The sequence below is a fragment of the Actinomyces slackii genome (assembly GCF_900637295.1).
Taxonomy (GTDB): domain Bacteria; phylum Actinomycetota; class Actinomycetes; order Actinomycetales; family Actinomycetaceae; genus Actinomyces; species Actinomyces slackii.
In genome coordinates this window covers 2558242-2581430 of record NZ_LR134363.1, presented here as the reverse complement: position 1 = coordinate 2581430, position 23189 = coordinate 2558242, and the positions used below count along the sequence as shown (strand labels likewise).

The 23189-nt window shown below is 69.4% G+C and carries 14 protein-coding genes and 3 rRNA genes; all 17 read left to right on the top strand.

What is annotated here, in order from left to right; all coding sequences use genetic code 11:
• The first annotated feature begins 82 nt into the window (after positions 1–82).
• Entirely contained in the window at positions 83–1558 is a 1476-nt protein-coding gene (gene arcD / locus EL266_RS10560) for an arginine-ornithine antiporter (protein WP_026427311.1), read from the top strand.
• A gap of 596 nt (positions 1559–2154) precedes the next feature.
• Positions 2155–3703, top strand: a 16S ribosomal RNA gene (locus EL266_RS10555).
• A 621-nt stretch (positions 3704–4324) separates the two neighbouring features.
• Positions 4325–7513: ribosomal RNA gene (locus tag EL266_RS10550) — 23S ribosomal RNA — on the top strand.
• Between the two features lie 259 nt (positions 7514–7772).
• A 5S ribosomal RNA gene (rrf, locus tag EL266_RS10545) occupies positions 7773–7890 on the top strand.
• Together the 16S, 23S and 5S rRNA genes form the textbook arrangement of a ribosomal RNA operon.
• A 672-nt stretch (positions 7891–8562) precedes the next feature.
• A complete protein-coding gene (locus EL266_RS14060) occupies positions 8563–9360 on the top strand; it encodes a tetratricopeptide repeat protein (RefSeq protein WP_026427595.1) in 798 nt (265 codons plus the stop codon).
• Entirely contained in the window at positions 9347–10438 is a 1092-nt protein-coding gene (locus tag EL266_RS10535) for an HAD-IIA family hydrolase (protein ID WP_026427594.1), read from the top strand. The genes EL266_RS14060 and EL266_RS10535 overlap by 14 nt, the downstream gene beginning before the upstream one ends.
• 73 nt (positions 10439–10511) lie before the next feature.
• Positions 10512–10658: a hypothetical protein gene (locus tag EL266_RS13425; RefSeq protein WP_156907657.1), complete on the top strand. Its 147-nt coding sequence runs from the start codon at positions 10512–10514 to the stop codon at positions 10656–10658.
• A gap of 1 nt (position 10659) precedes the next feature.
• A complete protein-coding gene (locus tag EL266_RS10530) occupies positions 10660–11535 on the top strand; it encodes a TlyA family RNA methyltransferase (RefSeq protein WP_026427592.1) in 876 nt (291 codons plus the stop codon).
• A 74-nt stretch (positions 11536–11609) separates the two neighbouring features.
• Positions 11610–12539 carry an NAD kinase gene (locus tag EL266_RS10525; protein ID WP_051281353.1) on the top strand — a complete coding sequence of 310 codons (930 nt, stop codon included), beginning with the start codon at positions 11610–11612 and terminating at the stop codon, positions 12537–12539.
• Positions 12536–14353 carry a DNA repair protein RecN gene (gene recN, locus EL266_RS10520; protein ID WP_026427591.1) on the top strand — a complete coding sequence of 606 codons (1818 nt, stop codon included), beginning with the start codon at positions 12536–12538 and terminating at the stop codon, positions 14351–14353. Before EL266_RS10525 ends, recN begins: the two co-directional genes overlap by 4 nt.
• Positions 14350–15552: a putative cytokinetic ring protein SteA gene (steA, locus tag EL266_RS10515; RefSeq protein WP_026427590.1), complete on the top strand. Its 1203-nt coding sequence runs from the start codon at positions 14350–14352 to the stop codon at positions 15550–15552. Before recN ends, steA begins: the two co-directional genes overlap by 4 nt.
• 47 nt (positions 15553–15599) lie before the next feature.
• Positions 15600–16523 (top strand): copper transporter, encoded by a 924-nt coding sequence (locus EL266_RS10510; RefSeq protein WP_026427589.1) that lies wholly within the window; start codon positions 15600–15602, stop codon positions 16521–16523.
• A gap of 55 nt (positions 16524–16578) precedes the next feature.
• Entirely contained in the window at positions 16579–17523 is a 945-nt protein-coding gene (locus EL266_RS10505; protein ID WP_026427588.1) for a hypothetical protein, read from the top strand.
• Positions 17520–19196, top strand: a complete 1677-nt coding sequence (murJ, locus tag EL266_RS10500; protein ID WP_051281343.1) for a murein biosynthesis integral membrane protein MurJ — start codon at positions 17520–17522, stop codon at positions 19194–19196. The genes EL266_RS10505 and murJ overlap by 4 nt, the downstream gene beginning before the upstream one ends.
• Before the next feature lie 12 nt (positions 19197–19208).
• The gene (locus EL266_RS10495; protein WP_026427587.1) at positions 19209–20351 is read left to right on the top strand and encodes a glycosyltransferase family 4 protein; all 1143 of its coding nucleotides are present in this window, start codon (positions 19209–19211) and stop codon (positions 20349–20351) included.
• Positions 20352–20483: 132 nt separating this feature from the next.
• A complete protein-coding gene (locus EL266_RS10490; RefSeq protein ID WP_051281342.1) occupies positions 20484–22193 on the top strand; it encodes a CTP synthase in 1710 nt (569 codons plus the stop codon).
• Positions 22194–22272: 79 nt separating this feature from the next.
• Positions 22273–22959, top strand: a complete 687-nt coding sequence (locus tag EL266_RS10485; RefSeq protein WP_051281341.1) for an NUDIX domain-containing protein — start codon at positions 22273–22275, stop codon at positions 22957–22959.
• The last annotated feature ends 230 nt before the right edge of the window (positions 22960–23189 follow it).

Sequence of the window (23189 nt, the reverse complement as noted above, 5' to 3'; positions counted from 1 at the left end):
CGGTTATTTCCTATCTTGACGTCTGATGACTTGTGGGAGACAATTGCATTATTGTTTCCCCACTCCTTGGAGATGTCGAGTGATGTCTGAATCTGGCTCTGCTGTGACGAGTCCGCCCGCTGAAGATGCGAAGGGCGGTGGTTCAGCCGTCAGCACCCTGCCTGTTGTCGGGCTGACCGCACTCGTCGTTGGTTCGATGATCGGTGGGGGGATCTTCGGCCTCCCATCTCAGATGGCCAAGGTGGCCGCACCGGGGGCTCTGCTCATCGGGTGGATCATCACCGGGGCGGGCATGCTCGTCCTGGCCATGTGCTACCAGCGCCTGGCGGTCAAGCGGCCGGACATCGATGGCGGTGTCTACGGCTACGCCCGGGCCGGCTTCGGCGACTACGTGGGCTATGCCTCGGCCTGGGGCTACTGGCTCAGCGCCTGGATCGGCAATGTTGGCTATCTGGTCCTGCTCATGTCCTCCCTGGGCGTGGTCTTCCCCATGTTGGGATTCGGCTCCGGCAACACGCTGCCCGCGATCGCCTGCGCCTCGGTGGTCCTGTGGCTGCTCCACTTCCTGGTGCTCCAGGGCGTGCAGCAGGCAGCATTCGTCAACACCATCGTGACCGTGGCCAAGGTGGTGCCCCTGGTGGTGTTCATCGGGATCGCGATCATCGCCTTCGACGCCGGCCTGTTCACCCAGGACGTCTGGGGGCGCGCTCTGACGATCGACGGCGCGCCGCTGGGCTCCATCCTCGATCAGACCAAGGGCATGATGCTGGTGACCGTCTGGGTCTTCATCGGGGTGGAGGGCGCCTCGGTGTTCTCCGAGCGCGCGCGCAGCCGCAGGGACGTGGGACGAGCCACCCTGCTGGGATTCGCCTTGGTCCTGGTGCTCCTGCTGCTGGTCAACTTCCTGTCCTACGGCCTGGTCGAGCAGGACCAGCTCGCCGCCATGGAGGATCCCTCGCTGGCCCATGTGCTGGCTGCGGCCGTCGGTGACTGGGGGGCGACCTTCATCTCCGCAGGCCTGGCCATCGCGCTGATCGGAGCGGTGCTGGCCTGGGTCCTCATGTGCGCTGAGATCCTGCGCCTGCCGTCGCGTGACGGCGTTCTTCCCGCCTGGCTGGGCAAGGAGAATCGCAACGGCACCCCGGTGGGCGCGCTGATCCTGACCAACGTCTGCTGCCAGGCCCTGCTCATCTGGACCCACTTCAATGAGCAGACCTACACCGCGCTCATCATCCTGGCCAGTGCGCTCATCCTGCTTCCCTACCTGCTGTCCGCCATCTACCAGTTGCTCCTGGCCGTGCGAGGCGGGACGCTGAGCGACAAGGTCGTCGGCGGCCTGGCCACCGTCTACACGGTCTGGCTGCTCTACGCCGGTGGAATCCAGTACCTCCTCATCAGCGCCATCGTGTACCTGGCCGGCACGGCGCTGTTCGTCCAGGCCCGCCGCACTGCAGGCGGCCCGATCTTCAAGGGCTGGGAGTACCTGCTGCTGGCCATCTTCACCATCGGTGCGATCGCCGGCGTCATCGGGCTGAGCTTCGGGGTGATCACCGTCTGAGCCCTTGCCCTGGCCTCGCGCAGGACAGCGGGGCGATTCGGCACCGAGCGGGCACCGCCCGAGGCCGGGTCGCCCCGCTCCTCATCTGCAGGGCCTAGCCGCGACTTCGTGGTAACTCGAGACATGTGTCAGCACTCACTGATTCAGGGTTTGACGGACCTGGGGGCTGTGCGTAATGTTCTCTCCGGCCCGAAGGCAGCCGGATGCATAATCCGACCGGACGGTCACCGAGAACTGAAGGAAGACGCGAATGGATGACGAGGGTCACGAACCTTCGATTTGACATTTGAATGCAGTTTCGCTAAAGTTTCTTGGACGCTTCTGGTGCAGGACTGAGGAGACGAATTTCCTCAAGTTTCCGCGTCAGTGGGTGTGTTGTTTGAGATCTCGATAGTGTGTCATGTTTTTTATGCCATTTTTGGCTGGGGCATTCCTTTGGGCTGCGTGATTGTTTTTGGTTGTGTGGCTTGTGGGGGTGTTCTGGTTGTTTTGTTTTTGGTTTGGTCTGCCCGTGCGCTGTGTGATGCGATGTTTTGTCGTGTTGTGTGGTGTTGTGGGTGGGTTGGGCTGGGGGATATTGTTTTCTCCGAGATGTTTTTTTGGAGAGTTTGATCCTGGCTCAGGACGAACGCTGGCGGCGTGCTTAACACATGCAAGTCGAACGGGCCGGCCCTGGCATTTTTGTTGGGGTTGGTTAGTGGCGAACGGGTGAGTAACACGTGAGTAACCTGCCCCTCACTCCTTGGATAACCTCATGAAAGTGGGGCTAATACGGGATATTCTGGTCTCCTGCTGCATGGTGGGGCCGGGAAAGGTAATTGTTCTGGTGGGGGATGGGCTCGCGGCCTATCAGCTTGTTGGTGGGGTGATGGCCTACCAAGGCGGTGACGGGTAGCCGGCCTGAGAGGGTGGACGGCCACACTGGGACTGAGACACGGCCCAGACTCCTACGGGAGGCAGCAGTGGGGAATATTGCACAATGGGCGCAAGCCTGATGCAGCGACGCCGCGTGAGGGATGGAGGCCTTCGGGTTGTGAACCTCTTTCGCCAGTGAAGCAGGCCGCCTCCTGTGTGGGGTGGTTGACGGTAGCTGGATAAGAAGCGCCGGCTAACTACGTGCCAGCAGCCGCGGTAATACGTAGGGCGCGAGCGTTGTCCGGAATTATTGGGCGTAAAGAGCTCGTAGGCGGCTGGTCGCGTCTGTCGTGAAATCCTCTGGCTCAACTGGGGGCTTGCGGTGGGTACGGGCCGGCTTGAGTGCGGTAGGGGAGACTGGAATTCCTGGTGTAGCGGTGGAATGCGCAGATATCAGGAGGAACACCGGTGGCGAAGGCGGGTCTCTGGGCCGTTACTGACGCTGAGGAGCGAAAGCGTGGGGAGCGAACAGGATTAGATACCCTGGTAGTCCACGCCGTAAACGTTGGGCACTAGGTGTGGGGGGCCTTTTCCGGGTCTTCCGCGCCGCAGCTAACGCATTAAGTGCCCCGCCTGGGGAGTACGGCCGCAAGGCTAAAACTCAAAGGAATTGACGGGGGCCCGCACAAGCGGCGGAGCATGCGGATTAATTCGATGCAACGCGAAGAACCTTACCAAGGCTTGACATGTCAGCGCCGGCCGCAGAGATGTGGTCTCCTCCTTTGGGGGCGCTGTCACAGGTGGTGCATGGTTGTCGTCAGCTCGTGTCGTGAGATGTTGGGTTAAGTCCCGCAACGAGCGCAACCCTTGTCCTGTGTTGCCAGCACGTGGTGGTGGGGACTCGCGGGAGACTGCCGGGGTCAACTCGGAGGAAGGTGGGGATGACGTCAAATCATCATGCCCCTTATGTCTTGGGCTTCACGCATGCTACAATGGCCGGTACAGAGGGCTGCGATGCCGTGAGGCGGAGCGAATCCCTTAAAGCCGGTCTCAGTTCGGATCGGTGTCTGCAACTCGACACCGTGAAGTTGGAGTCGCTAGTAATCGCAGATCAGCAACGCTGCGGTGAATACGTTCTCGGGCCTTGTACACACCGCCCGTCACGTCATGAAAGTCGGCAACACCCGAAGCCCGTGGCCCTACGGGGAGCGGTCGAAGGTGGGGCTGGTGATTGGGACGAAGTCGTAACAAGGTAGCCGTACCGGAAGGTGCGGCTGGATCACCTCCTTTCTAGGAGCCCGAATAGTGGCGCGGCAGGACCCGCGACCCGGACAAACCAGTTGGGGCCCTGCCTGGGGCCCGGTCCGGGGCGCAGCATGGGGGCTGCCGCCAAGTTGGGAGACCCGCACCACCATCCCCCCAGCAGGTGGGGTGTGGTGCGGGGTTGAGTAATGGCATGAGGAACCACCACCAGCATCCCCTCTCCTTGGGGGTGTGGGTGGTGCCCTGGTCTGCCTGGTCGCCTGCGCCCCCCTGCTTGTGGGGGTGGGGGTGGTCGGATGGGGTGGGGGTGGCATGCTGTCGGGCTCTGGGGCGGTGCGCCCTGGTGGCCCGGCCCTGCTGGGCGGCCCTGATTGTTGTCGGGGTTGTCTGGGTGGGGTGTGGGTGGGTTGGTTGTGAACTGTATAGTGGGTGCGAGCATCTCGCATTGCCTTGTCGCGTGTCCCGGGGGTTCTTGGGGTGCGTGCGGGGGTGGTGCGTGTAGTGCTGTGAATGTGTTGTGGTCGCGCTTCTGATCGCAGCCTGTTGGGTTGTGGTTGGTTGTGTGGCCTGTGTTCTGTGTTTTGTTGTGTTGTGTCGCACCATTCGCGCGTGGCTGACTGTATGGTTGGTTGTGTGGGGTGGTGTTGTTGTTTTGTTTTTTTGAGCGTTCGGTGGATGCCTTGGCATCAGGGGCCGATGAAGGACGTGGTGGCCTGCGATAAGCCTCGGGGAGCCGGCTGGCGGGCTGTGATCCGAGGGTTTCCGAATGGGGGGACCCGGCACGAGTCATGTCGTGTCACCCGTGTCTGAATTGTCTAGGGCGCGGGGGGTGACGCGGGGAAGTGAAACATCTCAGTACCCGTAGGAGAAGATATTCCGTGAGTAGTGGCGAGCGAAAGCGGATGATGGTGAAACCGTGTGCGTGTGATACTCGGCAGGGGTTGCGCGCGCGGTGTTGTGGGGCTTTGCTGTTCGTCTCTCTGCCGGGGGGCGGCGCTGGGTGTGCTGGTAGCCGAGGCGTCTGGGATGGCGTGGCGTAGAGGGTGAGACCCCCGTAGGCGTAACCGGTGATTGTCCTGGTGTGGGTGGGGTTCCCAAGTAGCATGGGGCTCGTGGAATCCTGTGTGAATCTGCCAAGACCACTTGGCTGCCTGAATACCTCCTGATGACCGATAGTGGATAGTACCGTGAGGGAATGGTGAAAAGTACCCCGGGAGGGGAGTGAAATAGTACCTGAAACCGGGCGCTTGCAAGCCGTCAGAGCCCTTGCCTGCTTTGTTGTGGGTGTGGGGTGGTGGCGTGCCTTTTGAAGAATGAGCCTGCGAGTCAGTGGCGTGTCGCGAGGTTAACCCGTGTGGGGTAGTCGTAGCGAAAGCGAGTCCGAATGGGGCGATTGTAGTGGCGCGTCCTGGACCCGAAGCGGGGTGATCTACCCATGGCCAGGCTGAAGCACGTGTAAGAGCGTGTGGAGGGCCGAACCCACCTAGGTTGAAAACTGGGGGGATGAGCTGTGGGTAGGGGTGAAAGGCCAATCAAACTCCGTGATAGCTGGTTCTCCCCGAAATGCATTTAGGTGCAGCGTCGCGTGTTGCCCGGCGGAGGTAGAGCTACTGGGTGGCTGATGGGCCCCACAGGGTTACTGACGTCAACCAAACTCCGAATGCCGCCAGGGTTGAGCGTGGCAGTGAGACCGCGGGGGATAAGCTCCGTGGTCGAGAGGGAAACAGCCCAGATCGCCGGCTAAGGCCCCTAAGCGTGTGCTAAGTGGGAAAGGATGTGCGGTCGCGCAGACAACCAGGAGGTTGGCTTAGAAGCAGCCATCCTTGAAAGAGTGCGTAATAGCTCACTGGTCAAGTGGTCGTGCGCCGACAATGTAGCGGGGCTCAAGCACACCGCCGAAGCCGCGGACCCACCACGTATGATCCCTCCAGGGCTGGGCTTGTCCCGGCTTCTTTTGGCAGGGGTGGTGGGTGGTAGGGGAGCGTCCCGCGCCGGGTGAAGCCTCGGGGTGACCCAGGGGTGGATGGCGCGGGAGTGAGAATGCAGGCATGAGTAGCGATACTAGGGTGAGAAGCCCTAGCGCCGAATGACCAAGGGTTCCAGGGCCAGGCTAGTCCGCCCTGGGTGAGTCGGGGCCTAAGGCGAGGCCGACAGGCGTAGTCGATGGATGACGGGTTGATATTCCCGTACCGGTGAAGCACCGACCATGCTGACGCGCGGGTGCTGACCCACGCCCAGGCCCCCACGCAAGCACCTGGCTGCCGCTTCGGTGGTGGCTGGGTGTGGTGGGGGCTGGGTCTGGGGACCCTCCGCGCAGGTAGGCAAGCGTGTTAACAGGGGTGACGCACAGTGGTAGCCTCCGCGGGCCTGATGGCTTGGCCCGTTCAAGCGCGCAGCCCGGTCCCCAGGCAAATCCGGGGGCCTGTCTTGGATGACGGGGGTGAGGCGTGATGGTGACCCCACCACTGGTGGGGGATAGTAGGGTGATCCTGTGGTGCCGAGAAAAGCCTCGACGCGATGGTGCCAGCCGCCCGTACCCGAAACCGACACAGGTGGTCGGGCAGAGTATGCCTAGGCGCACGAGTGAATCATGGTTAAGGAACTCGGCAAAATGCCCCCGTAACCTCGGGAGAAGGGGGGCCCAACCCTTGAAGCCCCGTTTGCGGGCTAGGGGGGAGGGTCGCAGAGGCCAGGGGGAAGCGACTGTTTACTAAAAACACAGGTCCGTGCGAAGCCGCAAGGCGATGTATACGGACTGACGCCTGCCCGGTGCTGGAAGGTTAAGAGGAGCCCTCAACCACATGGTGGTGAAGGGGTGAATTCAAGCCCCAGTAAACGGCGGTGGTAACTATAACCATCCTAAGGTAGCGAAATTCCTTGTCGGGTAAGTTCCGACCTGCACGAATGGCGTAACGACTTCCCCGCTGTCTCAACCATGAGCTCGGCGAAATTGCACTACGAGTAAAGATGCTCGTTTCGCGCAGAAGGACGGAAAGACCCCGGGACCTTTACTACAGCTTGGTATTGGCGTGTGGCATGGCTTGTGCAGGATAGGTGGGAGACGCTGAGGCCGCCACGCCAGTGGTGGTGGAGTCACTGTTGAGATACCACTCTGGTCATGGTGCGCGCCTGAACCTCGGCCCGTGATCCGGGTCAGGGACAGTGCCTGGTGGGTAGTTTAACTGGGGCGGTTGCCTCCTAAAGAGTAACGGAGGCGCTCAAAGGTTCCCTCAGCCTGGTCGGCAACCAGGTGTTGAGTGCAAGTGCACAAGGGAGCTTGACTGCGAGACCGACAGGTCGAGCAGGTGCGAAAGCAGGAACTAGTGATCCGGCGATCCCGTGTGGATGGGTCGTCGCTCAACGGATAAAAGGTACCCCGGGGATAACAGGCTGATCCTGCCCAAGAGTCCATATCGACGGCATGGTTTGGCACCTCGATGTCGGCTCGTCGCATCCTGGGGCTGGAGCAGGTCCCAAGGGTTGGGCTGTTCGCCCATTAAAGCGGTACGCGAGCTGGGTTTAGAACGTCGTGAGACAGTTCGGTCCCTATCCTCTGCGCGCGCAGGAGACTTGAGGAGGCCTGTCCCTAGTACGAGAGGACCGGGACGGACGAACCTCTGGTATGCCAGTTGTCCCGCCCGGGGCACGGCTGGTTAGCCACGTTCGGAACGGGTAACCGCTGAAAGCATCTAAGCGGGAAACCATCTCCAAGACAAGGTCTCCACACCCCCAACGGGGTGGAAGGCCCCCAGCAGACCACTGGGTAGATAGGCCGGAAGTGGAAGACCAGCAATGGCCTCCGAGCTGACCGGTACTAATAGGCCAACACAAAACAACCCCCCAACACCCCAACCCAACCAAACAAGGAACAGGGACAAGGGCAAACAAAAAAAGAGGGGGGGACAAACACGCAAACAACAACCACCGCACCCACTATACGGTCCACAACCAACCCACACACAAACAAACAAACCAGCCACCACAACCCCACCACACAATGGTGGGACCCACAACCGAATAACCCAACCACCGCACCACCCCCCCACCCCACACACAAAGAAAAGGGGACACAGGGGGGAGCAAGCCCCACCACCGTCTCGGTGGTCACAGCAGCAGGGGACACGCCCGGACCCATCCCGAACCCGGAAGCTAAGCCCGCCAGCGCCGATGGTACTGCACCCGCCAGGGTGCGGGAGAGTAGGACACCACCGAGCACACACCACACCGGGCCCCCTGGGGACCCGCCCCACACAAGCAGGGCGGACCCCAAGGGGCCCGGACACATACACACCACACCCAAACACCGACCGACCCACCGCTGGATCTGCGGGTAGGCTTGGCCCAGCCCGAGTCCCCGTCTTGAAAGAAGCATCATGGCCGATCACGATCATCCCGACCGCCGTGACCGCAGGCGGGATGCCGGACGATCCGAACGGCATGGCTTTGGCCGTCGCGGTGATCACGGCGGTCGGGGCAACGGCCGTGGAGAGCGAGACGATCGCGAGCAGCGCTTCGGGCGCCCGGCCGACAGGCCCGGCAGTCGGCGCAGCGATGGTGAGCAGCGACGCGAGCGCAAGCCCTGGGGCCGTCATGAGGATGGCAGGGCCCTGGAGCAGCGCAGATGGCGCGATGGCGAGGGGCGCGGGCGGCGCGAGGAGGACGCCCCCCGTGGCGGTCGCCGAGGCGACCGGGGCCACAGGCGCGACGACCGCGGCCGCGGATCTCAGCGGTCCAACGGTGCCTCCGGACGGCCTGCCCAGCGTCAGCGCGTCCCTGAGCCGGCGGTCCCCGAGGGCATCGAGCCCGCCGATCTTGACCGCAGCGCCCGCCTTGAGCTCAGGGCCCTGGGGCGCGCCAATGCGGAGAACGTCGCCCGCCACCTGATCATGCTCCAGCGCCTGCTCAACGACGACCCCCAGGCGGCCTATGAGCACGGGCGCTACGCCGCCTCGCAGGCGGGACGGGTCGCCGTCGTCAGGGAGTCCACCGGTATCGCCGCCTACCTCGCCGGCCTCTACACCGAGGCGCTCCGCGAGATCAGGGCCGCGCGCCGACTCTCCGGCCTGGACCTTCACCGCGCCATCGAGGCGGACTGCGAGCGCGCCCTGGGCAACCGTGACAAGGCCCTTCAGGTCGTCGCCGGCGCCGACCCCCGCCAGCTCGACGACGTAGAGCGAGCCGAGCTGGCCATGGTCGCCTCCGGTATTCGCCATGAGATGGGGCAGACCGAGCTCGGTCTCATGGTCATCGAAGACGCGATCAGGGCTCGTCCCACGCGTAGCGAGATCCTGTGGCGGCTCCACTCCGTGCGCGCCGACCGGCTCGAGGACCTGGGCCGCCAGGCTGAGGCCCAGGCCATTCGTGAGCGCATCGGTCCCGACCCCGCAGAGCAATTCGAGGAGGAGGTCGAGGTCTTCGACATCGAGGACGAGGACGATGACGAGCCCCAGCAGCCGACTGCTGAGGACGCCGCGGCGCCGGATGCTGAGCCGGAGACCGCAGACGCCGTGGACACAGCGGAGGCTGCGGATTCCGCCGACCCAACCGCCTCGGCGTCCCCTGATGATGACACGGACGAGGACGCCCACTGGTCGGCCGAGTTCGCCCAGCGCGTCGAGGACGAGCTCACCGAGCTGCTGGCCGAGGCCGAGCAGGACCCCAGTGCGCCCCATGAGGAGGTCTGAGATGATCACCAGCGCACAGCCCGGCACCCAGGAGCGAGTCGGCCTCTTGGCCGCTACCGAACCCCTGTGCGAGATCCACGACGTCGCCCTGCTCGACCTCGACGGGGTCTGCTTCGCCGGCAATGCCCGCATCGCCCACGCCGCCGACTCGGTCAACGGCGCTCGCAGCGCGGGCATGCGCATGTCCTTCGTCACCAACAACGCCTCCAGGACCCCTCAGGCCGTGGCCGACAAGCTCGCCGACAACGGCATCCAGGCCAGCCCCGCCGAGGTCTTCAGCGCCGCCATGGACGGCGCCGCCCTCCTGGCCGAGCACGTCCCCGCGGGGGCCACCGTCCTGGTGGTGGGGGGCGACGGCGTGCGCGAGGCCCTCATCGACCAGGGGTACCAGGTCACCGACACCGCCGAGCACCGGCCAGCGGCCGTCGTCCAGGGCTGGGACCCCGGCGTCGACTGGGCACTGCTGTCCGAGGCCCTCTACGCCATCTCCCAGGGCGCCCTGCACGTGGCCACCAACCTCGACTCCACGCTGCCCACCGAGAGGGGCTTCGCCCTGGGCAACGGCAGCCTGGTGGCGGCCGTCGTCAACGCCACCGGGGTCCAGCCCCTTGCCGGGGGCAAGCCGACCCCCGGGATCTACCAGCGCGCACTGGCCCGTGCCGGTGGCAGCCGCCCCCTGGCCGTGGGGGACCGCCTCAACACCGACCTGGTGGGCGCTCGCACCGCGGGCTTCCCCGGCCTCCACGTACTGACCGGGGTCTCGAGAGCTCGCGACGTCATCCTGGCCGGGCCTCACGAGCGGCCCAGCTACCTGCACACCGACCTGCGCGGCCTGACCGAGCCGCACCCCGCCCCCCACGCCGTCGAGATCGAGGGCGCGACCTGGTGGCAGGTCAGCCAGCAGCGAGCCCGCGTGGTCGGCGGGCGACTGGAGCTGGACGGCTCAGGCCTCCTGACCGAGCCCGGCGCCGTCCGCCTGGACGCCTACCGCGCCCTGGTCGCCGCCGCCTGGGACCACGCCGACACCACGAGCGGGGACTCGCTCCAGGTCCCCGAGCTCGACGTCCTGGCCCCCTGAGACGCGCCTGCGCAGGAAGGACCTCGACCCGCCAGTGAGCCCCCACCCCCGTCCGGCGCCCAGACCAGGGCCTGTGCCCGGTCCGGCGCGCAGCGCCCCTCTGACCGACCACGAGGCAGCCCTGGAGGCCATCGCCGAGCTCCCCCTGGATGAGCGCGCTCAGGCCCTGGCCGACATCCACGAGGACCTGTCCGCAGTGCTGCGCGAGACCGGCGGCTGATATGGCCCGCCTCATCCGCATCGACTCCGAGCTGGCCCGCCGCGGCCTGGCCCGCTCCCGCACCCACGCCGCCGAGCTCCTGGCCCAGGGGCGCGTCACAGTCGACGGCGCCGTGGTCACCAAGCCGGCGCGCCAGGTCAACCCGGCCCAGGCCATCGAGGTGCTCCCTCCTCGCAGGGGCGGCGACGGTCAGGACTACGTCTCCCGTGGGGCCCACAAGCTCGCCGGCGCCCTGGACGCCCTGGCCGATCGCGGCCTGGCGCCGCGGGTGGCCGGGCGCCGCTGCCTGGATGCCGGGGCCTCCACCGGAGGCTTCACCGACGTCCTGCTGCGCCGCGGCGCCGCGCATGTCGTGGCCGTCGACGTCGGCTACGGCCAACTGGCCTGGTCCCTGCGGTCCGACCCCCGGGTCACCGCCCTGGACCGCACCAATGTGCGCACCCTGGACCCCGCCGCCGTGGCCCCCGGTCCAGGACTGGTGGTGGGCGACCTGTCCTTCATCTCCCTGACCCTGGTCCTGGAGCCCCTGACGCGCGCCGCCGCACCGGATGCCGACCTCCTGCTCATGGTCAAGCCCCAGTTCGAGGTGGGCAAGGAGCGCCTGGGGCGCGGGGGAGTGGTCCGCGATCCCGACCTCCATGTCGAGTCCGTCGTGGAGGTCGCCCAGGCGGCCCACCGACTGGGCCTTGCCGTGCGGGCCGTGACCGCCTCGCCGCTGCCGGGTCCCGCCGGGAACGTCGAGTACTTCCTGGCCATGCGCGCCGGCCAGGCCGGGGGCGCCGGTGACATGGACGGCCAGGAGCTCTACGACCAGGCCCTGGAGGCCGTCGCGCAGGGCCCGGCCGGTAACCTGGGCCGCGGAAGGAGCCAGCCGTGACCACCCAGCAGGGCAGCGCCCATATCGCGCCCCACCATGCCGATGCCCACCAGCATGCGCAGCTCCAGCGCGTCATGCTCTTCAGGCGCGACCTCAACGACAAGCCGGTGCCCCCGCACCACCGCTCAGCGCCCACCGCCTCCGCCCTGGCCCGCGCCGAGCAGGCCCTGCGCGCCCACGACGTGGAGCCCGTCGGGCCGGGATTCGAGGGAGAGGTGGACATGGTGCTGGTCCTGGGGGGCGACGGCACCATTCTGCGGGCCTGCGAGGTGGCCCGCGAGCGGGACATCCCCCTGGTCGGCATCAACACGGGGCATGTGGGCTTCCTGGCCGAGGCCGATCCTGACGCCGTGGAGCAGGTGGTGGCCGATATGGTCGCCGGGCGCTACACGGTGGAGACCCGCACCGCCCTGAATGTCGAGGTGATCGGCCCCGATGGGACGGTCAGCCGCCAATGGGCCCTCAATGAGGCCGCCCTGGAGAAGCGGGATCGGGCGCGCATGCTCGAGGTCGCCATCGGCGTCGACGGCCAGGCCGTCTCCTCCTTCGGCTGCGACGGGCTGATCATGTCCACCCCCACAGGCTCGACCGCCTACGCCTTCTCCTGCGGCGGCCCGGTCATCTGGCCCGAGGTCGAGGCCATGCTGCTGGTGCCCATCGCCGCCCACGCCCTGTTCACCCGCCCCCTGGTGCTGGGCCCGCGCTCCTGCCTGGAGGTGGTCATCCAGCGCGCCGGCTTCGGCGGGGCCGAGGTCTGGTGCGATGGGCGGCGCAGCCTGGACGCCCCCGTGGGCTCCCGCATCCGAGTGACCCGGGCTGAGCGCCCCGTCAGGCTGGCGCGCTTCAACGAGGCCCCCTTCTCCACCCGGCTCGTGCGCAAGCTCGACCTGCCGGTCGAGGGCTGGCGCGCCTCGGCCAGTGCCGAGAGCGCCGAGGAGACCGGGGACCTCGAGGACGTCCCCGCCTCACCACAGGGCCGCGGCCCCTCGGGGGGCGCGGCGTGATCGACTCCCTGCACATCGAGGACCTGGGCGTCATCGAGAACGCAGAGCTGGATCTGGCCCCGGGGCTCAACGCCCTGACCGGGGAGACCGGAGCGGGCAAGACCATGGTCCTGACCTCCCTGGGCCTCCTGCTGGGCCAGCGGGCCGACGCCGCCGCCGTGCGCGCCGGGGCGCAGCGCTGCCTGGTGGAGGGCGCCTTCATCATCGACCCCGACTCGCGCGCCGCCCAGCGCGCAGTTGAGGCCGGGGCTGAGATCGACGAGGACCTGCTCCTGGCCTCACGATCAGTCCCCGCCTCGGGGCGCTCCCGCGCCCACCTGGGGGGACGGGCCGTGCCCTCCTCCGTGCTGGCCGAGGTGGGCTCCTCCCTGGTGTCCGTGCACGGGCAGTCCGATCAGCTGCGGCTGCGCTCAGCGGCCGCCCAGCGCTCCGCCCTGGATTCCCTGGGAGGGGCCGAGCACCTCGACCTGTGCCGCCGCTACTCCCAGGCCTACCGCGCGCGCCAGGAGGCGGCCCGAGCACTGGAGGAGTGGCAGGCCTCCGCCGAGGCGCGAGGTGAGGAGATCGAGCGTCTGCGCGGCTGGCTCACCGCCCTCGAGGAGCTCGACCCCCAGCCGGGGGAGGATCGCGCCCTGACCCAGGAGGCCGAGCGCCTCGATCACGCCGAGGACCTGCGGCGCGCCGCCACGGCCGCGCTGAGCGCGCTCAGCGGGGAGGATGACGCGGTCCAGGCCCCTGACGCGGTGAGCCTGATCGCCGAGGCCGAGCGGGCGCTGGCCGCCGAGGCCGCGGTGGACCCCGCCCTGGCGCAGCTGGCCACGCGTGCCGGTCAGCTGGGCATCGAGGCCGCCGATATCGCCGGGGACCTGTCCACCTACCTGGCGGGCCTTGAGGCGGACCCGGCCCGACTGGCCCACGTCCAGAACCGTCGCGGCGCCCTGGCGCAGGCCTGCCGCGAGATCGCGGGCGCCGAGCGGATTGAGGACGTCGACGCCCTGCTGGCCTGGGGGCAGCGCGCCGCCGCCCGCCTGTTAGAGCTCGACGGCCCCCACGACGGCGCCTCCGCCCTCGCCGAGCACCTGGCCCGGGCCGAGGACGATCTCGCCGCCCGGCGCACCGAGCTCACCGGGGCCCGTCAGCGCCTGGCCACCCATCTGGAGCAGGCCGTCACCGCCGAGCTGGAGGGCCTGCAGATGAAGGGCTCGCGCCTGGTCGTCGAGCTCACCGAGCTGGACGAGCCCGGCCCCACCGGCGGGGAGTCGGTGACACTGGCCCTGATCTCGCACCCTGGTGCCCCGGCCCTGCCGCTGGGCAAGGGCGCCTCAGGCGGCGAGCTCTCCCGCATCATGCTGGCCCTGGAGGTGGTCCTGGCCGAGGCCCGCGCCACGACAGCGCCCTCCGCCCCAGGCCGGGGCGTGCGCACCCTGGTCTTCGACGAGATCGATGCCGGCGTGGGCGGCAGGGCCGCCCGCGAGATCGGCAGGCGCCTGGCCCGCCTGGCCCGAAGCCACCAGGTGGTGGTGGTCACCCACCTGGCTCAGGTGGCGGCATGGGCCGACCAGCACCTGGTGGTGCGCAAGGACACCGTCCCGGCTGGTGACGGGCAGTCCGAGCTACCCCTGGATCCCGCGCAGAAGCCCGGCGGAGCGCCGGCCGCCCGCACCAGCGTCGTCGTGGTCACCGGCCAGGAGCGCCACCGGGAGCTGGCCCGGATGCTCTCGGGGCACGAGGACTCCGAGGTCGCCGTCCGGCACGCCGCCGAGCTGCTGGAGGAGGCGGCCCACCAGGCCGCCGTGGCAGAATCCCACGCGTGAGGAGTCCCTTCCGCAGGCCTGCGTCCCGATCCGCGCGCTCCACCGGGGTTGTGCGGGTCGATACACGCACCAAGCGGCTCACCAAGCGCCTCCAGCCCGGTGAGATCGCCGTGATCGACCACACCGACCTGGACCGAGTGGCGGCCGAGTCCCTGGTGGAGCGCCGGCCGGCGGCCGTCCTCAACGCCGCCCCGTCGGTCTCCGGGCGCTACCCCAACCTGGGCCCGGGGATTCTCATCGAGGCCGGCATCCCCCTCATCGATGACCTGGGGCCGGACATCATGCGCCTGCACGACGGCCAGCGCGTCGAGATCCACGACGGGGCGGTCAGCCACATGGGCAAGACCCAGGTCATCGCCGAGGGCACGCTCCAGAGCGCCGAGTCGGTGGACGCGGCCATGGAGGAGGCCAAAGCGGGGCTGGCCGTCCAGCTGGAGGCCTTCGCCGCCAACACCATGGAGTACATGCGGGGCGAGTGGGACCTGCTGCTCAACGGTGTGGGCATGCCGGCCCTGCGCACCCAGATGAGCGGCAAGCACGTCCTGGTGGTGGTGCGGGGGTACTCCTACAAGGAGGACCTCAAGGCGCTGCGCCCCTACATCCGTGAGTACAGGCCGATCATCATCGGCGTGGACGGGGGCGCCGACGCGGTTCTCGAGGAGGGCCTGAAGCTCCACATGGTGGTGGGGGACATGGACTCGGTCTCCGACAAGGCCCTGACCAGTGGGGCCGAGATCATCGTCCACGGATACCGCGACGGGCGCGCCCCGGGGCTCTCGCGCGTCGAGGACCTGGGCGTGGAGCACTCCGTGTTCTCCGCCACCGGCACCTCGGAGGACATCGCCATGCTCATGGCCGACGAGGCCGGGGCGGAGATCATCGTCGCCCTGGGAACCCACGCCACGCTCCTGGAGTTCCTGGACAAGGGTCGCTCGGGGATGTCCTCGACCTTCCTGACCCGCCTGAAGGTGGGCGGGCGGCTCATCGATGCCAAGGGCGTCTCCCAGCTCTACCGCACCCGCATCTCCGGGTGGTGGCTGGTGGGCCTGGCCCTGGCCGGGCTCCTCGCCCTGGCCACGGCGATCATGTCCACCCCCGGCGGTCAGGCCTTCCTGGGCCTGTCCGGCGTGCTGTGGGACGACATCATCAACTTCTTCCGCGCTCTGGTGGGCCTGTCCCCCCAATCGCCCACTGTCTGACGCCCCCAGGGCCACCAAGGCTCGACCACGAATCGAAGGCCACCATCATGATCGACTTCCGCTACCATCTGGTCTCCCTCATCTCGGTGTTCCTCGCCCTGGCCGTGGGCGTCGTGCTGGGGGCGGGCCCCCTGCAGAACTCCCTGGGAACCGCCCTCAACGACCAGGTCGCCGCCCTGCGGGAGGAGCGCAAGGCCACGCAGCTGCAGCTGGAGCAGACCGCCACGGCCGTCAATGAGCGCGACAACTACATCACCCAGGCCGCCGCGGGCTTCCTCCCGGGAACCCTGGAGGGCAAGACCGTGGCCATCGTGGTCCTGCCCGAGGCCAAGAACGAGGACATCGAGGCCATCCAGACCCAGATCCAGGCCGCCGGAGGGAGCGTCGACGGGCGATTCGCCCTGACCCAGGAGTGGATCTCCACCAGCCGTGCCGGCTACCGATCCACCTACTCGGGCCAGGTCGCCTCCGCCCTGGGCGAGCCCGCCTCCAAGGACGCCGACGCCATCCTGGGAGAGGGACTGGGCAAGGCGCTGACCTCCAGCGAGGCGGAGGCCGCCACCCTCAAGAGCCTGCTGACCGCCACCGGCCAGCCCCTGATGACCGTCGAGTCACAGCCCTCCGCCCCGGCATCCATGATCGTGGCGGTCGGGCCCCGCCCCACCGGCGGGCCCGAGGCGAAGGCCACCGCCACGGCCTCAGGATCCGTGGACCCCGCCGTATGGGCCAAGTCCCTGGGAGGAGTCGCCAGCGCCGCGACCACCGTCGTGGTGGGAAGCGCCGACGGCGAGGCCAGCCTCATCGGCGTCATCCGCTCCGCCAGGGCTCAGGTGACCACCGTCGACTCGGTGGGGCAGGCCACCGCCGCGGTCTCGACGCCGCTGGCCCTGGCCGCCACCGATGCGGGCACCCGAAGCCACTACGGATTCGACGAGGGTGCCCAGGCGGTGATCCCGCCCGTGGCCCGCTGAGCGGCACGGACCGCGCCGTCGCACCTGCGCCCCAGCGCTGGCCTAGGCTGAGTCCATGACGCGCGCGCCCAGCACTCGATCGGCCCTCCTGCACTCGCTGGCCCCTGCGGCGCGGGCGGGTCGAGCCGCCCTGGAGACCTCCAGCGGGCTGAGTGGGGTCCCCAAGCTGACCTCCCGCATGGAGCGCACCAACTACCGGGGCCGCGCAGTCAGCCTGCGCGGGGGGATCGGGGCGGCGGCCGGGGCCTGCATCGCAGCCCTCGCGCCCGCCCTCACGCCCGCCCCGCGCCGCCGCGGGGGCCTGGAGCCCGGCCGCGCCGCCTCCATCGCCGCGGTCGCCGCCACCACCTCGGCCGCGACCGCCGGGCTGATCGATGACCTGACCGAGGCCGCGCCCCAGGGCCAGGACGGCCGGCGCCCGCCCAAGGGGCTCAAGGGCCACCTGGGGGCGCTGGTGCGCGGGCAGGTGACCACCGGGGTGATCAAGATCGCCGTCATCGGCGCGGGGGCGGCCGTCGCCGGCGGAGTTCTGGCGGCCAGCCGCGGCCAGGGCGGCACCGCAGGGCGCGTGCGGGTGCTGGCCGACGCGGCCGGGTCGGCCGTCGTCATCGCCTCGTGGGCCAATGTCATGAACCTGCTCGATCTGCGCCCGGGTCGCAGCCTCAAGGCCGCGGGCCTGGCCTCGGCGGCCGTGCTGGCCCTCGCCGGCCGGGACGCCGGGCCCAGTCGTCGGCTGGCGGGAGCCGGCCTGGGCGTGGTGGCCGCCGCCCTTCCCGAGGACCTCATGGAGACCACCATGCTCGGGGACACCGGCGCCAACACCGTGGGCGCCCTGGTGGGCACGGCCCTGGCCGCCCATCCCCGCCGGTCCCTGCGGTGGGCGGCGGCGGGGACGGGAGTCGCCCTCATCCTGGCCAGCGAGAGGGTCTCCTTCTCCCAGGTGATCTCGACAACCCCGGTCCTGGCCGCCCTGGATGACCTGGGGCGCCGACCGGCATGAGGGTGGCCGACGACGGCGCGGGCGGCGGGCCGGCGCCGGGCCCGAGGCGAGCGCGCAGCGCCCTGGGGGCAGCGGGGGGAGTGGCCGGCCTGACCCTCATCGCCCGCGCCCTGGGATTCCTGCGGTGGATCGCTCAGGCCTCCGCGGTGGGCGCGGGGACCGTGGCCGGGGCCTACGCCAGCGCCAATCAGCTCCCCAACGTCCTCTACGAGGTGGTGGTCGGCGGCGCGCTGGCCGCCACGATCGTGCCCCTCCTGGCCCCCGCCGTCGCCGCCTCCCGGCGCCAGGAGGCCGAGCGCACGGCCGGCGCGCTGCTGGGCATCGTCCTGGTGCTGCTCGTGCCCCTGGGGGCGGCCCTGGCCCTGGCGGCCGAGCCCATCGCCGGCCTCCTGCCCGTCTCCCAGGGCGAGGACAGCGCCGTGCAGATCGCGCTGGCCGCGGACTTCCTGCGCATGTTCGCCCTCCAGGTCCCCCTCTACGGCGTCGGCGTGGTGCTCACCGGTGTTCTGCAGGCTCACAACCGCTTCGGCTGGACCGCCATCACCCCGATCCTCTCCAGCGTCGTGGTCATGGCCGCCTACGGCCTCTACGGAGCCATGACCCAGGGCGCCGAGGGCGCCTCCGACGCCGCTCTGCGGGTGCTGGGATGGGGGACGACCGCGGGCGTGGCCGCCTTGAGCCTGCCGCTGCTGTGGCCCATCCACCGCATGGGGCTGCGGCTGCGGCCCAGTATCAGACTCGATGCGGCCGCATGGGGACGGGCGCTTCGGCTGGGCTCAGCCGGGGTGGTGACCCTGGTGGCTCAGCAGATCAGCGTCCTGGCCGTCCTGGCCCTGGCCCGATGGGGCGGGACAACGGGGACCGTGGCCGTCCACCAGTACACCCAGGCCGTCTACGTCCTGCCCTACGCCGTCCTGGCGGTCCCCGTGGCCACGGTCCTCTACCCGCGCCTGTCGGCGGCCTTCGACGAGCGCGCCCGGGCGGGGGGCCCCGGGCCGGGGCAGGACCGGGCGGGCGTCGGGTCGGGCGCCCGAGAGCTGTCCGCACGGGCCACCGCGGCGGTCAGCGCCGTCGCCGTGGCGGGGGCGGGGATGCTGCTGGCCGCCTCCCACGGTGCCGAGCGCTTCTTCCTGCTCCTGGCCGACGTCCAGGGGATGAGCATGGCCCTGGCCACCCTGGCGCCCGGGATCGTGGGCTACTGCCTCATCTACCAGATCACCCGCGTCCTGTTCGCCGCCGACCGCGCCCGCGACGCCGCCCTGGTCACCGCGGCGGGATGGCTCCTGGTGGCCGTGGTCTCGTGGTTGGCGGTCGGCGGGCTCTCCCGGGGCGGTGACGCCCCGGCCACCCTCCTGGGACTGGCCGTGGGGCAGAGCGCCGGCATGATCCTAGCCGGGGCGGGCCTGATGGCCGTCATGGCACGGTTCCTGGGGTGGACCGTCCTGAGGCCGAGCCTGCGCGTCCTGGGCGCCGCAGCGCCCGTGGCCCTTGTGGGCGGACTGGCTGTCCGTGCGGCGAGCGCAGCCCTGGCCTCGCCATGGGCGGGGATCGCGGTGGCCGCCACCGGGGCGCTGTTGACCGCGGCGGCCGCGCTGGGCGCCGCGCACCTGGCGGACCGCGGCCTGCTGAGCGGGCTGCGGGCGCCGTCAGCGCCACTGAGTGAGACCGAGTGAGGAGGACGGATCATGACGACGGCGACTCACCCCGAGGCGGGGCCTGCGGGAAGCGCCCGCAGGCGCATTCTCCAGGTCGCGGGATCGGCCGCGGGAGGGGTGCGCGCCCACCTGGCCGACTGCGCCCGGATCCTTGCCGGGCAGGGCCATGATGTCATCGTCCAGGCACCGGCCGCGGTGCTGGAGGGACTGGACGTGGGAGCCGCGCGCGCCGAGGCCCTGGAGATCGGCCCGCTGCCCAGCCCCACCGATGCCATGACCGTGGCCCGACTGCGGCGCCTGGGACGACGAGCCGATGCGCTTCACGCCCATGGGCTGCGCGCAGGCGCCCTGGCCGCCCTGGCCCTGGGACGGCGCCGTCCGGGTCGTGCACGGCTCGTTGTCACGCTGCACAACCTCACCGTGGGGGGCAGGGCCGCACGCGCCCTGGGGCGATGGCTGGAGGGGATCGTGGCCAGGCGCGCCGACCTCGTTCTGGCTGTCAGCCCCGACCTGGCCGAGCGCGCCCGATCCCGGGGAGCCGCGGCTGTGGAGCTGGCCATCATCCCTGCCCCCGAGGCCGGGGCCGCTCAGGACTCCTCCGTCTCCTCCATCCCGCCCGCGGACCACGATGAGGCCTGGGGGCAGGGCCTGCGGATCCTGACCGTGGCCCGCCTGGCCCCCCAGAAGGGCATCGACCTCCTGCTGGAGGCCGCTTCCATCCTGTCGCGCAGGGTCGGCGTGGGCGAGATGCCGGCCTTCACCTGGGCGGTGGCGGGGGAGGGGCCGGTGCGAGTCCAGGCCCAGGACCGCATCGCCGCGGACGGCCTGCCCATCAGGCTCCTGGGACAACGGCAGGATGCGCCGGGGCTCATGGCCGCCAGCGACATCGTGGTCCAGACCAGTCTGTGGGAGGGGCAGCCGCTGACCATCCAGGAGGCGCTGCGCTCCGGGGCGGCCATCGTGGCCACCGACGTCGGCGGGACGGCACTGACCGCCAGGGGAGGCGCCGTGCTCGTGCCCGCTGAGGCGCCCGCCCTGGCCGAGGCGATCGCCGAGCTGCTGACTGATGACCGGGCCCGTGCCCAGGCCTCCGGGCGAGCCAGCCGTGCCTGCCAGAGCCTGCCGACCAGCGCCGATCTGGCCGCCCAGTTGCGCCGGGCGATGAGCGCCTGACGCCCCGATGCGCCCCGCGGGGGCGTCGAGCGCCGCATGGCCGGACTCGCCCAAGGCGCAGGGGCAGGGCGACGCCCCTATGTGACACCGGTGTGACGGGGCGGGGACGGCGCGGTGCTAGGTTGAAGTCCCGTGAACCACGCACCCGCTCGAAGCCACAGGAACCAGCCCACCGTCCCCCGTCACATCTTCGTCACCGGGGGAGTGGTCTCCTCGTTGGGCAAGGGCCTGACCGCCTCCAGCGTTGGGCGCCTCCTGCGCGCCCGAGGGCTGAGCGTGGTCATGCAGAAGCTCGATCCCTACATCAATGTCGATCCCGGCACCATGAACCCCTTCCAGCACGGGGAGGTCTTCGTCACCCAGGACGGGGCCGAGACCGACCTCGACATCGGCCACTACGAGCGCTTCCTCGATGTCGATCTCTCCGGCAAGGCCAATGCCACCACCGGCCAGATCTACTCCACCGTCATCGCCAAGGAGCGGCGCGGGGAGTACCTGGGGGAGACGGTCCAGGTCATCCCGCACATCACCGATGAGATCAAGCGGGTCATGCGCTCTCAGGCCGAGCCCGACGACGACGGCCGGGTCCCCGATGTCATCATCACCGAGATCGGCGGCACCGTGGGCGACATCGAGTCCCAGCCCTTCCTGGAGGCCGCGCGCCAGGTGCGCGCCGACCTGGGGCGCGACAACGTGGCCTTCGTCCACGTCTCCCTCATCCCGTACCTGCCGGCGGCCGGGGAGCTCAAGACCAAGCCCACCCAGCACTCCGTGGCCTCCCTGCGCAGCATCGGGATCCAGCCCGACGCCCTCGTCCTGCGCACCGACCGCCCCCTGCCCGAGGGCGTCAAGGACAAGGTCGCGCTCATGTGCGACGTCGACCAGGACGCCGTGGTGGAGTGCAGGGACGCGGACTCCATCTACGAGGTCCCGCCCACCCTGCACCGCGAGGGCCTGGACGCCTGCCTCGTCCAGCGCCTGGGCCTGACCTTCCGGGACGTGGACTGGACCCAGTGGAACGGCCTGCTTGAGCGCGTGCGCTCACCGCGCCATCATCTGGAGGTGGCGCTGGTGGGCAAGTACGTGGACCTCCACGACGCCTACTTGTCGGTCTCCGAGGCGATCAGCCACGGCGCCTTCGCCAATCACGCCCGCGCCGAGCTGCGCTGGGTGGCCTCCGATGCCTGCCAGAGCCCCGAGGGCGCCGAGCGGGCCCTGGCGGGCGTGGACGCCGTCGTCGTCCCCGGGGGCTTCGGCGTGCGCGGCATCGAGGGCAAGCTCGGGGCGCTGCGCTGGGCGCGGGAGAACCGGGTTCCCACCCTGGGGCTGTGCCTGGGTCTGCAGTGCATGGTCATCGAGATCGCGCGCAACCTCCTGGGCCTGACCGAGGCCTCCTCCACCGAGATGGATCCCCAGACCCCCGACCCCGTGGTCACCACCATGGACTCCCAGCGCGACATCGTCTCGGGCGGGGGCCAGATGGGCGGCACCATGCGCCTGGGCTCCTATGACGCCGTCCTGGCCCCCGGGTCCCTGGCCGCCCGGGCCTATGGGGCCACCGAGATCAGTGAGCGCCACCGGCACCGCTTCGAGGTCAACAACGACTACCGCCAGGCTCTGGAATCCGCCGGCCTGCGCATCTGCGGCACCTCTCCCGACGGCGAGCTGGTGGAGTTCATCGAGTTGGACCACGACCTCCACCCCTACTACATCGCCACCCAGGCCCACCCGGAGTTCACCTCCCGGCCCACCCGGCCCCACCCGTTGTTCGCCGCCCTCATCCGCGCCGCCCTGGACGCCCGGGACGACGGCGGCCAGAGCCCCGGGGCCGCGGCGCACTAGGCGCAGCCCGCGCCCGGCTCCCAGCTCCGCGCCCGCACGGGCGCACCGATCGATCATGCGCACCAACGCAAGGACGGACATGAACCAGCAGTCGCCCACCCACCAGCAGCCCCCGATCAGCGACCAGCGCCAGGATCGCGAGGTCATCTCCTGCGAGCGGGTCTGGTCCGGGCCCATCTTCGCCGTCGACGCCGAGCAGGTCGCGCTGACCCCCGGAAGCCGGCCTCTGGCCCGCCAGACAGTGGCCCACCATGACGCCGTCAGCGTCGTCGCCCTGCGCGAGGGGCAGGACTCCTCCCAGCCCGACGGCGCAGCCGAGATCCTCATGGTCCGCCAGTACCGTCACCCGGTGCGCGCCAGCCTGTGGGAGATCCCGGCCGGCCTGCTGGACCTGCCCGGCGAAGAGCCGGTCATCGCCGCCCAGCGCGAGCTCGCCGAGGAGACCGACTACACGGCCGCCCGCTGGGATGTCCTGGTGGAGTTCTTCGCCTCCCCGGGATTCACCACTGAGGGCGTGCGCGTCTTCCTCGCACGGGATCTGCGGCCCCTTCCGCTCGAGCAGCGCACCGTGCGGCAGGCCGAGGAGGCCGAGTTCGTGCCCACGTGGTGGCGATTCGATGACGTGGTCGCTGCCGTCATGGCCGGTCGCCTCCACAACCCCTCCACGGTGGCGGGCGTGCTGGCAGCCGACCACGCGCGTCGCCATGACTGGCACGGCCTGCGCCCCACCGACGGGGACTGGCTCACCAGTCCGCGCAGCCTGTAAACGGTCCAGCCCGCCGCACCGCGGCGCCAGGGACGCAAGAGACGCGCCGGGGACTCGGTGGTCGAGCAGACCGCCGGGCCCCTGGCGCTTTGCGGTTGCCGGGGCGCCGCAAGACCCGCGGAGACCCCAATCCATCAATCGATTAATTGACTGAGAATGAATCCGTTAATCGGTTGACTGAAGGCGGCGGTGACCGCATACTGATGCCACCGGGCACCGACGCACGGCCC

Coding starts and splice junctions, on each gene's coding strand:
- EL266_RS10505 (WP_026427588.1), top strand. CDS start 16,579: ATGACGCGCGCGCCCAGCACTCGATCGGCCCTCCTGCACTCGCTGGCC.
- murJ (WP_051281343.1), top strand. CDS start 17,520: ATGAGGGTGGCCGACGACGGCGCGGGCGGCGGGCCGGCGCCGGGCCCG.
- EL266_RS10530 (WP_026427592.1), top strand. CDS start 10,660: ATGGCCCGCCTCATCCGCATCGACTCCGAGCTGGCCCGCCGCGGCCTG.
- EL266_RS10495 (WP_026427587.1), top strand. CDS start 19,209: ATGACGACGGCGACTCACCCCGAGGCGGGGCCTGCGGGAAGCGCCCGC.
- arcD (WP_026427311.1), top strand. CDS start 83: ATGTCTGAATCTGGCTCTGCTGTGACGAGTCCGCCCGCTGAAGATGCG.
- EL266_RS14060 (WP_026427595.1), top strand. CDS start 8,563: ATGCTCCAGCGCCTGCTCAACGACGACCCCCAGGCGGCCTATGAGCAC.
- EL266_RS10535 (WP_026427594.1), top strand. CDS start 9,347: ATGAGGAGGTCTGAGATGATCACCAGCGCACAGCCCGGCACCCAGGAG.
- EL266_RS10485 (WP_051281341.1), top strand. CDS start 22,273: ATGAACCAGCAGTCGCCCACCCACCAGCAGCCCCCGATCAGCGACCAG.
- EL266_RS10510 (WP_026427589.1), top strand. CDS start 15,600: ATGATCGACTTCCGCTACCATCTGGTCTCCCTCATCTCGGTGTTCCTC.
- EL266_RS10525 (WP_051281353.1), top strand. CDS start 11,610: ATGCTCTTCAGGCGCGACCTCAACGACAAGCCGGTGCCCCCGCACCAC.